General features: G+C 53.7%; 10 protein-coding genes. 3 read left to right on the forward strand and 7 right to left on the reverse strand.

Annotation, left to right across the window (positions count from 1 at the left end; genetic code table 11):
* From E1162_RS02615 to E1162_RS02625, 3 genes are all read left to right on the forward strand, one after another.
* Positions 1 to 637 (forward strand): porin (locus E1162_RS02615; RefSeq protein WP_257098606.1); only part of this gene is annotated, 637 nt, incomplete at its 5' end.
* 784 nt (positions 638 to 1,421) lie between these two features.
* Positions 1,422 to 2,627: a methyl-accepting chemotaxis protein gene (locus E1162_RS02620; RefSeq protein ID WP_257098607.1), complete on the forward strand. Its 1,206-nt coding sequence runs from the start codon at positions 1,422 to 1,424 to the stop codon at positions 2,625 to 2,627.
* Positions 2,628 to 2,818: 191 nt separating this feature from the next.
* Positions 2,819 to 4,420, forward strand: coding sequence for a diguanylate cyclase domain-containing protein (locus E1162_RS02625; protein WP_155126374.1), 1,602 nt, complete (start codon positions 2,819 to 2,821; stop codon positions 4,418 to 4,420).
* Between the two features lie 59 nt (positions 4,421 to 4,479).
* On the opposite strand, the gene E1162_RS02630 is transcribed toward E1162_RS02625, so the two are convergent.
* The 7 genes from E1162_RS02630 to E1162_RS02660 all read right to left on the reverse strand — a co-directional run bounded on the left by E1162_RS02630 (position 4,480) and on the right by E1162_RS02660 (position 14,576).
* Positions 4,480 to 6,330 carry an aryl-sulfate sulfotransferase gene (locus E1162_RS02630; protein WP_155126377.1) on the reverse strand — a complete coding sequence of 617 codons (1,851 nt, stop codon included), beginning with the start codon at positions 6,328 to 6,330 and terminating at the stop codon, positions 4,480 to 4,482.
* A 239-nt stretch (positions 6,331 to 6,569) separates the two neighbouring features.
* Positions 6,570 to 8,144, reverse strand: coding sequence for an ABC transporter substrate-binding protein (locus tag E1162_RS02635; protein WP_442587041.1), 1,575 nt, complete (start codon positions 8,142 to 8,144; stop codon positions 6,570 to 6,572).
* 132 nt (positions 8,145 to 8,276) lie between these two features.
* Positions 8,277 to 9,383: an S-methyl thiohydantoin desulfurase family protein gene (locus E1162_RS02640; protein WP_371311778.1), complete on the reverse strand. Its 1,107-nt coding sequence runs from the start codon at positions 9,381 to 9,383 to the stop codon at positions 8,277 to 8,279.
* Positions 9,376 to 10,935: a hydantoinase/oxoprolinase N-terminal domain-containing protein gene (locus E1162_RS02645; RefSeq protein WP_371311779.1), complete on the reverse strand. Its 1,560-nt coding sequence runs from the start codon at positions 10,933 to 10,935 to the stop codon at positions 9,376 to 9,378. Before E1162_RS02645 ends, E1162_RS02640 begins: the two co-directional genes overlap by 8 nt.
* Positions 10,936 to 10,973: 38 nt before the next feature.
* Positions 10,974 to 12,647, reverse strand: coding sequence for a dipeptide ABC transporter ATP-binding protein (locus tag E1162_RS02650; RefSeq protein ID WP_155126386.1), 1,674 nt, complete (start codon positions 12,645 to 12,647; stop codon positions 10,974 to 10,976).
* A gap of 4 nt (positions 12,648 to 12,651) precedes the next feature.
* The gene (locus E1162_RS02655; protein WP_155126389.1) at positions 12,652 to 13,548 is read right to left on the reverse strand and encodes an ABC transporter permease; all 897 of its coding nucleotides are present in this window, start codon (positions 13,546 to 13,548) and stop codon (positions 12,652 to 12,654) included.
* Positions 13,548 to 14,576 (reverse strand): ABC transporter permease, encoded by a 1,029-nt coding sequence (locus E1162_RS02660; RefSeq protein WP_155126392.1) that lies wholly within the window; start codon positions 14,574 to 14,576, stop codon positions 13,548 to 13,550. Before E1162_RS02660 ends, E1162_RS02655 begins: the two co-directional genes overlap by 1 nt.
* Between the last annotated feature and the right edge of the window lie 153 nt (positions 14,577 to 14,729).

Below are 14,729 nucleotides of genomic sequence, written 5' to 3' on the forward strand. Positions count from 1 at the left end.
TGATACCGTCACTTGGTCTGCAACCTACACCAAGAACCTCGGCAACGGCGTAACCGGCTTCATCGGTATCGAATCTTCCGACGAACGCGACATGGGCGTTAAAGACGGCGGTCTTCCTGCAGTAATCGGTGGCTTCGGCTACAATCAGGGTTGGGGCTCTTTGAACCTGCACGCAGCAGTTAAAGAAGTTGCAGAAGTTGGCTACGATAACGAATTCGGTTATGCTATTCAGGGTACTGCAAAGTTCAACCTTGACATGCTGACACCAGGTTCTTCCATCGTATTCCAGGCAGCTTACACTGATGGTGCTCTGTCCTACGTTGGCGCTCGCAACAAAGACCGCGACTTCGACATGGTCAATGGCGAAACCACCACTGCGTACTCTCTCGGCGCTGGCGCAATCTTCCAGGTTATGGAAGACGTATCCCTACGTGCTGAAGGTACCTACCTCGACGTAGACGCAGACGGCGCGACTGACAAAGACTACACCCGTTACGCTGTAGCTGGCTCCGTAGACTGGACCCCTGCTCCAGGCCTGCGCATTGCTGGTGTTCTTTCCCACGCACAGGACGACTTCGAAGTTAAAGGTAAAGTCGAAGACACCCGCTTCACCCTGCGTGTACAGCACGACTTCTAAGATCACATGATCTTATAGTCATCCTCTCCTTAGAGAAGGGGATTCAGGGCCCCGGCAGTACTTACTGCTGGGGCCTTTTTTCTTATGTAATACATAATAAATATTTATTTTAGGCATTTTACCGGATAATTTTTCCCATAGATTCACCTTAGAATTGTGCCGTGTAGGATCTTCCCCTGTTCATTCTTCTGGACCGACTGTGAACCTACCACTTTGCTGACCTTCACAAAGTGCCTTGCTTTATCGGGGAAAAAAGGCAAGCGGAGTTTAAGAGCAAGTCGGCTTTTAAGGTCCGGCGCAAAAGAGAATGGGAACCCGCCATCCCCTTTATCTGGTCTGGGTTCCCATTTCCCTCTCTTTCCCAGAACCTTCCTAATCAGCTTTTCACTTACTTGCTGCTCTGTCTGGCTTACTCCACACGTAGCCTGTTGATATACAGTGGCTTTCTTCCAATGGCGGGAACTTCTGAATTGCTGCCGCACACTCGGCAACCTCAAAGCTTTGCAGTGAGATTCGAGCGACCTGCCCAAGTAACTGCCATACTAGAAGCAGTTTAGTATAATTGTCGTTATTTGAGCATTTCGCGCAGCAACTAAACAAATCCCCTAAAGGAAAACGCGTCACTTATGCTCAAACATGGCATTTTCTTGGTACTATCTTTCGAATTTGGCAAAAAATACCACGCAATTTGCTCCAGATAGGCGCATATGGGGTGCTTCAAAAAAACTAAACGGACAGTCCGCCGTGCATGGGTTGTCCTATAAGAGAAGCAGCCAAAGCTATCATGAGACCGAACAGCACATTGATTAGGGGGCGCGCGCTGGAAATTGTCGCGACGATCCTGATAACCCTCGGATTTCTGGGTCTTTGCGTTCCGCAAGCCTCTTCTTCTATCCCTCTGCCGCTCCCTATCGCCATGATCGCCTTTGGCGTTGTTGTCTTCGTGCTTTCCGCGGGCACCCGTTACTCGCGTCTACATGCTCTGGAAACAGCGATTCTGGCTCTTTCTCGCGGCGATTTTGAGCTTAAAACTTGCGGCAACGCGGTTGCTCAGCTTGGCCCATCGCAGCAGGCCGTAAGCCGCTTACAGCTTGCCATTGCCGAGTGTTGCAAGGCTAAGGAAACGCTTCAGGATCTGCAGTTCAAGGAAGCTGAACACCAGACACTGAAGGGCCCTTCAACCGACGACAATCCATATTCCCTCACTGCCCTTGAGCGTCTGTCCAACCAGCTCTTTGATATTCGTGATGAAGCGGAAAACTTCGAGCGCTTCATTCGTCGTTCTGATGAAAAAATTCACGAGAGCCTCAATAACATGCGTGACACGAATACCAGCGTGGGCACAGTTATCGAGGCAGTTTCCGCGCTTACCGGCGCTATCAACGAGATTGAAGAGGAAGTGGTTGCAGGGATGAATGCGGTAGAAAAAACCCGCCAAGGCCTTGTTGCAACCCGTGAACAGGCTTTCGAGATCGAGCGCCTTACCGATCAGATCGGTGACTTTACCAAACTCGTTTCCGACATCGCCAACAAAACAAAGCTGCTTGCGCTGAACGCTTCTATTGAAGCTGCACGGGCTGGCAATGCAGGCTCCGGCTTTGCTGTTGTAGCACAGGAAGTAAAGCAGTTGGCGGAACAAACGGAAAGTGCAGTAAGCGCATTGAACAAGCACCTGCTGACTGCGCGCGATGTTACGCAAGCCAACTCACAAATCCTTTCAAAAGTCTTTAAGGCGCTGGATGAACTAAGAAACACCGCTCAGGCCATTGGTGGATCAGTTGCCAAGCAACATGAAGCTACCGAAGAGATCATTCGTGAAACAAATCGCCTCTCTGCCCTTTCTGATACCACCATGCATGCGGTGGAAGTAGATGTAGAAGAAAGTAGGCAGGCGCTGGAACGTATTGAGCATATGCGCGTAGAAACTGTACGATCAGCGCAAGAGACGCAGCATATATTGCACAGTAAACGCCATTCTAATGCAAAGTAACAGGGTTTAATTACACAACACTGCCATACTAGGCGCAGTTTTTGCGCCTATTGTGTTTAAGCTATGAGCAGATTGACGCACCACTTACTTTGTCACCGATTAGTTACAAAATAAACTTTCTACCTATATTATTTCATCCGTATTTGTTGCAATGGTGATCGACCAAAGTATAAACACCTTTTGAATAACTCATGTTTTCCAAGCGTCCGTATACTCAGGCAAAGCTCTGCCTTGTTCTGGGTATCGCAACCTTTGTTCTCGTTCTTATTTTCGCTGGCGCTCTGTTCAAGCGACACAACACCCTGCAGCTTGATGGTTACCAACAAATGCTGCAGACGCTTGAAACAACATTCATACAGCAGCGCATTTTACAAAGTGAGCGTCAGCAAGACGTAATTCTGGAAGGAATTGACAAGGAAGCGATTAAACGGGGCGAGCCAGCCATCAATGAACGATGGGCAATTGCCTATCAAATTCGCCTCGAGAAAGACTCTTTCGTTTTCTTTTACAACCACATTACAAAGGCGGTAGAAACCTATCCCAAGTGGGTCCAGCCTGCGACCTATCAGCCAACAAACAGGCCATGGTATAAGATTCTCGAACACGATGATGTCGAGCAAATGTGGTTCGGCCCGTATGAGGAGTTCATCTCGGGCCAGTCTGTCGTAACGCTTGCCCGCAAGGTGTGCGATGATAACGGCAACCTCCTCGGCCTCATTCTGGTAGATATGTCGCTGACCTCCACGCAGGCGGCGCTTGAAAGAACACTAGGCTCGCTTGAAGGCAGCCTCTTCATTCGCAATAGCGAAACCGGTCAGATCATCAATATCGTAAATCCTGAGCTTTTCGAAGAAGGCTCGGCGCAGCTAAAGCCAGAGCCGTCCATGCTCAAAAAGCTGACGCACGGAACGACATTGATCCAGCCTGTTGGCTCTGTTGACTGGGAAGTCGGCCTTTACGTTCCGCCATCCGTTTTCCAATACACGCTGGTGCATGAACTGTTCAGCCTGCTTGGCCCTTTGTTTGTCATCTCCATTATTTCGATTTTGGGCGTCTACTCGCTATTGAAGGTCTTCAAGCAGGAGCAGCTCATATTACAAGAGCGCCTGACGAACATCGGTAACTCGCCGCGTCTGGATGACACCGGATCGCAGTGGTTCATCAAAAAGAGCCTGAAGCAACTGCAAAGCGTTGAAGAGAGCTACCTCACCCATCGCGAGGCAGTTCGCCTTGACCCATTGACGGGATTGCAGAACAGACGCGCTTTTGATGAAGACCTGCCGAAGGTGGCAGAGACTGAAAAGTCCTATGCTCTTGTTCTTGTCGATATCGACCACTTCAAGCAGATCAACGATGGCTTTGGCCATCAGCATGGTGACCGCGTTATCGTTCGCGTTGCGCAGGCTTTGAAAGACATCTTCGGGTCAGACCGAGCCTACCGCTTGGGCGGCGATGAGTTTGCCGGTCTGGTTGTTCTGGAGGGCGCAAACCTTGAGAACCTGCTCGACCATCTCTTGAAACGCGTAAAACCAATGCGCTGGGGTAATGACAACAGCTTGGTGACCTTAAGCATCGGCGCGGCCATGGCAACGGGCCACTGCGAGAACCTGTTTGCTACCGCTGACAGCGCTCTCTACCAAAGTAAGCTGGCAGGTCGTAACCGTTGGAGCTTTGCCAAATGCATTCCAACAAAACCCGTCAGCGCCAATCCGTTTGAACGCATCAAGGGTAGCGATCCCGTTTCGATCATCGAGTTGGCGCCAAGCTCGGACAATCTCGATAAAGCCTCTTAAGGCCATAAAAAAACGCCGCGTGTTTCTCAACCGCAGCGCTTTTTCTTCATTCGATCTTTTTATTGCTGAAAAAGCGTTGACGGGTCAACAATCAGCGCTCTGTAGTGTGTTCCGTTTGGCTTGTCGGAAAGCACGTCGATCTCCACTTCAACATCGTGGTTTTCGTAGTCAATCTCGTTGATCCTGCCGATGGTGCGCTTGCCGCGCTCAAACAGATCAATAGAACCGCCAAAGCCGAACATGGTGTTACGGTCTGCACGGTATTCAACGTTGGAGGTGATCGGGCTGTACCACTCCATACCGCGCTCCTGCCCGTACTGCCAAACCTGCTCAACTGTCATATTGTCTTCGTTGATGCGGTACTCGACAAAACGGCTAAAGTCTCCAGTCGGCTGAGATGGGTGATTGAGGTAACGGCCATCACCATTGTCAAAAACAGTCAAGGTGCCTTTGTCGCTCAGCCATGCAGTGTGCTGGGTGTAAGAGAACTCAAAACCGCCTTCACAAGCACCGAACTCGGTGCACTTCAGCTTGTCGCCTTTGCTATCAACTGGTGTCAGAACTTTGCTGGCAAGTTCGCCGGTCCAACCCTGCGACGGGCTCAGGATCCACTTAACCTTCTTGTCGCGGCCAATCTTCACAATGCCCTGATGGCGAAGGGAAAGGATGATGCTGTCGTCGACATCATCATAGTCAATGGCGTTAACATGCGCCCAGTTGCGCCCTGCGCCAACACCGGGAATATCTCCGTAAGGAGCATCAATCGCATGCTTCTTTTTTGTGAGAGATGCGGACTTCAAATCTTCTGCAAGCGTGGAGCCAATCGCCTCAAACGAGGTGCTCACACACACCGCGCCAAGGTTCAGCGCTTTCAGCAAATCATCGCGGTATGGATCAAGAATATCCGGTAGCGACCAAACATCAACAAGGTTGCCGCGCTGGTCCAACTCCAGAATAAAGTCGCGCACGGTGTGAACGGTATCGCCCTCCGGGTTCACATAGTATTGTTTGGAGGCTCGCACCAGTACATGACCGTTTGGCATTGGCCGCGCTTCGTGAGAAGCATCTGCATAGCCGCGAGGCAGATCATATTCCTTCACGCGGCCAAGTAGGTCGAAATAACCCCAGTTCTGGCCGTTTACGAAGGTGTACTCACCGCCTTGCACCTCATGGAAGCCCATGAAATAGCCGCGCTTGTCCAGATCGATAGAACGACCGTCAAAAACCGCATTTGGGTCCAGCCACCAGCGATATTCGCCTTGGGTATCGACTACGAAGGTCAGCGGTGCACTTTCAAACGGAGCAGAGCCCTGTTCCGGCGATGAACCCCAGCTTCCCTCTTTCTTATCGCGGGCACTTTTGCGCCCTGCCCAATGCAAGTCGGTTCCTTGCGGGGTATAGGTGTGGGTGTTCACCAGATAGAGGCGGTCTTCAAAGCGCTCATCCACCTTGGTTACATGCACCTCTGGCACAGCGGTAATGCTGCGATTGTCGAGGTAAGGGTTCACCAAACCGCTTGTGAGAATGGAATAGTCTTCGGTAATGACTTCATCACCAAGCGCATACTCAAGCGTCACTGTGTTGCGGAAGTTCGGGTAAAGCCCCACGATCGGCACACCATCATGGCGGCGCAGCGCTTCTTCAGAAACGGTGTAGGCGATTTCCACGCCCTCTTCGCCTTTGCCATGCACCCTCACCCGCATTTGGCTTGGATGTTTGCCACCAAGGTCCACCAATGCACTCAGCGGAGCATTTCCGTAAGGATCAACGACCACGTGGCCTAGATGACCAACAGCAGGGGCTGGCGGAAAACTGGCGGCAAAGGAAGGCGTTGCCAGCACCAAGCCAGCAGCGACAATAGATGTACTTAAGGTAAGCGGCGCAATTGCCGAACGGGCACAAGCAAACATAGGCAGACGGCTTCTTGAAAACCAGAAGAGGGAGGATGTGTGATGCAGGCGCACCTGCGCAACAACTTCTATTTGCTTCTAGGTGAGCATCCTAGTCCGCAGCAATACCGTCTTTAAGCGCGTGCGGTAGCACCACATATGAAACGCAAAGTGCCCGCACCACGTTTGTGATGCGGGCACTTTTTCATGTCCATGACGGGCTTGCGAACGGAAGCACGCAAGCCGCTTTCAAAGACAAATTACTTTGCGGAGCAATCCCACCACAGGCGGGAGAAGTCGTGGTCCCAGCTCTGCATTGGAATGTATTCAAAGCCCTGCAAGCAAACGCTGCGTGCGTGCTGGCGCTTCTGGGTACCAACGTAGATGTCGGACTGCTGGTCTACGAGGTAAGCCTGAAGCTCCTTGTAGGTTGCGTTCTGCTCATCAGGGTTGGTCTGGCCACGAGCCTTCTCAATGAGGCCGTCAACTTTAGGATCGTTCACCCAAGAGGTAGACGCCCAAGTGCCAGCAGCCTTGGAGTGGTAGGACACGAAGAACACCGCATCAGGAGATGGGTAGCTTGGGCCCTGATAGATCTGGGTTGCGTTTGGCGTGGTTTCCGGGTTTGCAGCCAGCTCGGTCATACGGGTCCATGGTTCTGGACGCAGATCAACTTCAAAGCCGATGCTGTCCAGAATTGCCTTGGACAGGAGACCGATTTCTTCAGAAACAGGCGTGTCGTCAGCGTATACGTGGTCAAGCTTGATTGGGCCATTGCCGTAGTACTTGGACTTCTTCAGCTCTTCCTCTGCCTTTTCAAGGTTGAACTCAACAGCAGGCAGGTCAAAGTTGTAAGCGTCAGCAAAAGATGCAGCCAGAGGACCGTTGAGGTCGGAGCTTGGGAAGATCAGCTCACGAACGGTGGAGTAGTCCAGCGCATAAGCCAGAGCACGGCGAACGTGTACGTCGTCGGTCGGTGCTTTCTGGTGGTTCAGCTTGATGTAGAGGTTGGACGCGGTGTCCAGCTCAAGAACATCATAGCCTTTCATCTTGCCGATAGCATCGTAGGTTTCGTTAGCCTGATACTGGGAAGAGAAAGCCAGCTCGCCGCGGGTTGCAAGCGCACGAACGGTTGCTTCGTCGCGGGTGATAACAAAGCGAACTTCGTCAATCGGCTTTTTGTCTGCAGACCAGCCCTCGTGATAGTTCACGTTACGAGCCATGATCATTTCAGAACCACGGTTCCAGCTGCTCAGGCTGTAAGGGCCTGCGCCAATCGGGTTCTGGCCAACGTAAAGCTCTGCCCATTCGTCTTCAGCGGTCGCGTTGGCTTTTGCCTGCGCTTCGTTAACAACGAGGATCAGCGGAGTGTTGGAAAGGAACGGTGCGTACACCTTGTTCAAGGTGATGGAAACGGTGTGATCGTCCAGAGCCTTCACGCCGTCTTCAGCAATAAGGCCGGAGAACAGGTAGGAAGGGCCTTTGTTGATAGCAACAAGGCGGTTGAGGGAGTACACAACGTCGGAAGCCTTAACCGGATCACCGTTCTGGAAGGTAGCGCCCTTCTTCAGGTTGAAGGTGTAGGTCAGGTTGTCTTCGCTGACAGACCAGCTTTCAGCCAGCTGCGGGATGATTTCACCGCTTGGCGCAACAGTGGTCAAACCATCGTAGAAGTTTACCGCCGCCATGTATTCGGTGTAGCTGCCGATCACAGCAGGGTCGATCTTACCTACCAACTGTACGATGTTTACAGTGATAGAAACCTTGTCTTCAGCAAGTGCTGCAGCCGGGCTCGCAAGCGAAAGGGCAACAGCGGCCAAGAGTGCCTTTTTCATGGGCATTGTCCTATTTTCCGAAAGAATTACGGGAAGACAGTGCCCAGCTCCACCAAGAAATTTCGGCTCTGTCTGCTTGGAAAAACCGGCGGGTGACAAGGTTTTGTGGCAAACCACCCGCCGCGAATTGGATTAGCGTTCGACGCTCATCGGGATGTATTCAACATCGTCAAAGCCGAAGGCGCGTGGGCCAACAACTTCAAGAGCTTCAGGCGTTTTAAGAAGCTCTGGCGCAGGCAGTGCCAAAATGGCAACGCGCTGGCCGTATTGCAGCATTTCGGTTGTGATGGCTTCACCCGTTTCAACATCAAGAACGATGATGAGATCCGGAACAACCACTTCCACTTTGCCGTTGCGACGGAAGATGAGGTTCTCGTTCTGAATAACGATAGAGCCTTCATCACCCTCGTATGCGTCGATGCCGTTGAGATGGGCCTCACCAAATACGAAACCTTTAGAAAGGTGACGCTTGAGGTCCTGAATCTTACCGGTAAAGACGACCTTGCCTTTTTCCTGCTCTGCAACTGCTGCAACAGGATCACGGAACTCGGCGCGAGCCTTCAGCACTGCACGGCCAAGCGCAATTGCCTGCGTGTAGGTGTGCTTGATGGCGTATTGTTTTACGAAGCTGCCCTTCATCGGAGCAGACGCAAGAACAGAAGCACCGCCCTGCGAAACAGTCGCCGCACGGGCCATACGCTCGTGCCACAGCTCGGATACCGCATGGTCGATGATTACGGTGTTGCCGTGCAGATCGCACAGCGCACTTGGCGTGGTGCGGTGACCGTAAATGGAGAAGGTCACCATCTGCATTTCAGGGAACGCGCGGCCCATGCCGTCACAGTCCAGAACCGGCAGACCGGCAAGCGCTGCGGTAATCAGCGGTTCCATGGAGTTCTGACCGCCGATTTCCTCACACACAACAGCAACAGCGTTGAAGTTGAGGCGGTCTTCCAGCGTACGCAGGCAGCGCAGACCTTCACGGCCTTCTTTGAGGCGTTCGTAGCCCACAACAGGGGCGCCGATACCGCCAACAGAAACCACCAGCGCATCATCATCAACGTCATCAACGTCCATGATCTGCAGCTTGAGGCCTTCACGCATCGCCTGCTTGGCGCGCAGCTTACCAATGTAAGGGTTGCCGCCGCCGCCGGTGCCAAGAATAGCGGAACCGATTTCCAGCGCGTCGATGTCTTCCTCTGTCAGAACCCAGAGTTTTGGTTGGGATTTGTTAGCCACCGATCTGCCCCATTTCGCCAACGACCTTCACACGAATGCGGGTTGCATGACCCGGCAGATACGCAAGCGGTACGTCTTCTTTTTCAATTAGTTCGATTGTGTCTGCCTGTGCGCCAGCAGCAATTGCCTTGGCACGGGCTTCTTCTTCTGCAATGCGCAGGCAATCTTCACGGGTCAGGCCATTTTCAAGCGCGAAGATGCGGTCCACATCGCCGGAAATCTGCGCAATTGCAGCGCCTACAGCGTTTGCAACGGCGTAGTTTTCAGGACGGACAACTTCCAGATCACCTAGCTTTTCAGGCATCAGGATGGAACCACCACCAACGGCGATAACAGGAAGCGGCGCAGCGCTGAGGCGGGAGCGCTCAACAGCGCGTTCCAGCATTTCAGCCATGCGTGCCCGTGCAGCTTCAACAAGCGCTGGGTCAAGGTCTGCTACCTTGGAGGCATCGCCCATTTCCGCCATGCCAGTTGCAACCGCGATGTCAGAAGCTGTCAGGGTGTTGCCACCGAAAACCAGACCTTCTTCCAAAATGCGATAACCAACGGACTTAGGACCAACGGTAACCTTGCCATCAGCGCCCTGCTCTACCAGAGAGCCGCCGCCAAGACCGATTGCAAACACGTCTGGCATACGGAAGTTGGTGCGAACACCGCCTACATCCACCACGGTGGAAGCCTGACGTGGGAAGCCATGCTGAAGCGCGCCAACGTCGGAGGTGGTACCGCCGATATCAACCACGATTGCATCCTTAACGCCGGTCAGGAATGCAGCGCCGCGCATGGAGTTGGTTGGGCCGGACGCAAAGGTCTGTACCGGGAAGCGCTTGACGGATTCAGCCGCCATCAGTGTACCGTCGTTCTGCGTGATGAAGAACGGGCAGTGCAGCTCACAAGAAACCAGCGCTTCAGAGAACGCATCAATGGTGCGCTCGGAAAGTTCCAGCAAGGACGCGTTCATGATGGATGCGCTTTCACGCTCCAAAAGACCCATGCGGCCAATGTCGGAAGACAGCACAACAGGCAGGTCCGGGCAGTATTCTTGAAGAATCTGCTTGGCGCGTTCCTCCATGTTCTGCTGGATCGGACTGAAGATACAGGTCACGGCAGCAGCGCGAATGTCCTTGTCCGCGATCTCTTTTGCGATCTGGATCAGCGCAGGCTCGTCAAGCGGGTGCAGTTCGCGGCCGTCAAACTCGTAACCGCCGTGGATCATGTAGCCATAATCGCCCACTGCTTCGCGCAGGTCCGCAGGCCAGTCTACCATTGGCGGCAAACAGGCTGCTGCAGGCAAACCAATGCGGATAGCGGCCACTTTGTTCAGGTGGCGGCGCTCTACAACCGCGTTGGTAAAGTGGGTGGTGCCAATCATCACAGCGCTGATCAGCTTGCGGTCAATACCCGCCTGCGTGATGGCTGCTTCCAGCGCGTTTACAACACCGCTGGTGACGTCGGCTGTGGTTGGGCGCTTAAGGCCAACAACCACCTCACGGTCTTTCAAAATAACTGCGTCTGTGTTGGTCCCGCCAACATCAACACCTATACGGTACACAGCTTGCTCCTGACTATCTATCGTTGTTTTTCCGCCGGTTAAACCAAGAACTGCGCGCGCACTTCGGCGCTCACTTCCGGTTTTTGCTGTTCTTCTTCCTCGGTCATCACCGGAATGGCGGAGATCAGCGTGCGGGTGTAATCGTGTTTCGGGTTTTCAAAGACATCGCGTACCGTGCCCTGCTCTACGAGCTGGCCCTTGCGCATGATGGCAATGCGCGAACAGAAATTGCGCATGAGGGACAGGTCGTGGGAGATGAACAGATAGGTCAGTCCCAATTCGTCACGCAGGCGCTGCAGCAGCTTGATAACCGATGCCTGCACCGATACGTCGAGCGCGGATGTCGGCTCGTCCAGAATGATAATTTCCGGCTCTGCCGCAATCGCACGGGCAATCGCAACGCGCTGCTTCTGGCCGCCTGAAAGCTCGTGAGCGTAGGCAGACATGTAATGCTCTGGCAGCTCAACGTAGTTCAGCAACTCGCGAATACGCGCGTCGATCTTCTGCGCATCGTAACCAAGCGCCTTCAGCGGTACGCTCAGCGTTTGGCGCACGGTACGCTTCGGGTTCAGAGAGGTGCCCGGGTTCTGGTAGATGATCTGGATCTTCTTGCGTAGATCCTTGTCCTTGTTCCACAAACCGCGCGTGTGCCCATCAATGGTAATGGAGCCGGTAGAGGCTTCCATAATACCCATGATCATGCGGGCCATGGTGGTTTTACCGGAACCGGATTCCCCAGCCAGACCAAAGACCTCGCCGCGGAACACATCAAACGATACGTTCTGCACGGCCTTGAACTCGCTCTTGCCACGCAGGAAGCGGCGGCTTTCAAAGATCTTGCTTACGTCTTCAACTTCGATAACCGGCTTTTCGCCTTCCAGCACTTCCACCTGCGGCTGCTCTTTAACGCGCTCACCGTAAAGGGCAGGAATCGCTTCCACCAACTGCTGGGTATAGGCCTGTTTCGGCGCACGGAAGATGGAGCCAATCGGGCCATGCTCGACGATCTCGCCAAAGCGCATAACGTAAACATCGTCAGCGGTCTGGCGAACAACGCCAAGGTTATGGGTGATCATCAGCAAGGACAGGCCGTTCTCATCCACCAAGCGATTGATGAGGTTGAGGATCTCGTCCTGAATGGTCACGTCCAGCGCGGTGCCTGGTTCATCTGCAATGAGCAGGCGTGGTTGATGCAGCAGAGCAAGCGCAATGAGAACACGCTGGCGCATACCGCCGGAAAGCTGCGCAGGATAAGCCTTGCGCACGCGTTCAGGATCGCCCAACTGAACCATCTGCAGCACTTCATCAATGCGGCGGATACGGTCTTCGTGGTTGGTCACCTCACCCAAGCGGATATCGGCATAGCGCAGAACATCCTCAAGGTGCTGGCCAATGCGGAACACCGGGTTAAAGGAAGACAGCGGGTCCTGCATGATGATGGAAAAGGCAGTGCCTTTCATCTTTTCACGCGCTTCTGCCTTCTTTTGCAAAATGTCTTCGCTGTCAAACAGGATCTGACCGCTGGTAATGCGAGCCGTATCCGGCAAGGTGCCAAGGATCGCCTTGGAGGTGACAGACTTGCCCGAGCCGGTTTCACCGATCAGCGCAACACGGCCACCCTCAGGGATTTGCAGGTTCACGCCCTTAAGGATGTGACGGGTCTGGCCATAGGTGCGGAAAGACAGGTTAAGGTCTTTAACGTCTAGCAGCATGGGGTTACGCCTCCACATCGAACATGTCGCGCAGGCCATCGCCCAGCAAGTTGAAGCCAAGGGTGGCGTAGAAGATCGCAAAGCCCGGTGTCAGCACGCCCCACCACATATCCGGCAGGTACTGACGGCCATCAGCAACCATGGAACCAAGGTCAGGGGTCGGAGGCTTTACGCCAAGGCCGAGGAACGACAGGGACGCGCCGAACAGGATCACGTAAGCCGCATCAAGGGTGGTTTTGACGGAGATAACCGCTACGCAGTTCGGCAGAATTTCCCTAAACAGGATGTGCATATGGGAAGCACCGGAAAGGCGAGCTGCTTCGATGTAATCCTCAGAAGCAACAGTGCGGGTAACGCGGTAAACCAGACGCGCATGCCATGTCCACCACAGTAGGGTAACGGAGATCATCGCGTTGGTGAGGTTCGGTTCCAGCACGTTACCGATTGCCAGCGCCATCACCAGTGGCGGCAAAGCCAGCATGATGTTGGTAAGGCCGGTGATAACACGCTCGGTCATGCCGCCCGCATAGCCGGAAACCAGGCCGAGAATGGTACCGATTGGAACAGACACACCCAGTACGCCGATAACCAGCAGCAGCGAGATACGGAAGCCGAAAATGGTACGGCTCAGGATATCGCGGCCCACTTTGTCAGTACCAGCAAGGTACTCAAGGTCTGGCGGCAGGTGACGCGCGCGGAAGTTCACCACAGAGCCAACATGCTCGGCATATGGCGCGATCAGCGGCGCGAACACGGCGATCAAAATAACCGAGGTGACGATAAACGCGCCGATCACAGCGGCAGGGTTACGGGAGAACCGGTACCAAGCCATATAGCGAGCGCTCAGCACCTTTGGTGCAGCTGGCTGCAGGGCAGCGGAAGAGGAAGAAACAGCAGACATTACTTTGCCTCCTTGAACCGAAGACGCGGATCAAGCAGCGCCAGAATGATGTCGATGACAAGGTTCGCCACGATGAAGAAGATACCGGCAACCATCACCACGGCCATCACAGCGTTCAGGTCTTTTTGCAAAATCGCTTCAAGGCCGTAGGACGCAAAACCACCCCAGCTGAACACCATTTCAACCACGAACGCGTTACCGATCAGCGCTGCAAACTCCAGACCCAGAATGGTGATAGGTGCAATGGAGGAGAGCTTGAGCAGATAGCGGAAGGTGATGACACGTTGCGGCACACCGAAGGAGCGCAGGGTCAAGGTGTGGTCGCGGCGCTGATGCTCGATCATCGCGCTACGGGTGATGCGGGTGATCTGACCAATACCGGACATGGACAGCGCAATTGCCGGAAACACCAGATGCTGAACAGCGCTGAAGAACACGTCAAAGCGCAGGCAAAGCAGAGCATCAAGGGTCATAAAGCCGGTTATGGACGCCTGAAAACCAAGGGTATGGTCAACACGGCCAAGAATTGGCCACTGCGGAAAATAGGTGGCGGCCAGCATCTGCAAAAGAATTGCGAACAGGAACGATGGCATGGTTACACCGGTGAGTGAGAACACACGGCCAAGGCTGTCGATCCAGGAGTTGCGGTAGCGGGCGGTGATAACGCCAAGCGGAATAGCAACACAGATGATGATGCAGATGGTGACGATTACCAGCTCCAAAGTGGCTGGTAGAAAGCTCATGATTTCTTCGGTAACCGGACGGCCAGTCACAAGGGACTTACCAAAGTCACCCTTAACGGCGTTGCCCAGATAAAGCAGGTACTGTTCTGGCAGCGGCTTGTCGAAGCCCATTTCAACTTGCAGGGCTGCGACCTGCTCCGGCGTTGCACTTGGACCCAGCGCCATACGCGCAGGATCACCCGGCACGACACGTGCGAGCACGAATGTCATGAGCGATAGGACTAATAAGACGAGGGCGAACCCGACCAAACGGCGGGCACACAGCTCTACATATCCCAGTGTCATTGCGGGATTGCCTTTCTCGCATAAGCCGTAGAATTTTTAAAAGAAAGCGCTTGCATCCTGCGCAAGACAGGGCAGCATTGTTGACGCTATTCAACAAGCAAAGGGCACCTGTCGCAACGGTGCGGAAGGGTAGCTTTTTTCAATAGAAGGATA

The sequence above is a fragment of the Pseudovibrio flavus genome, assembly GCF_009711345.1.
In the GTDB taxonomy this organism is placed as follows: domain Bacteria; phylum Pseudomonadota; class Alphaproteobacteria; order Rhizobiales; family Stappiaceae; genus Pseudovibrio; species Pseudovibrio flavus.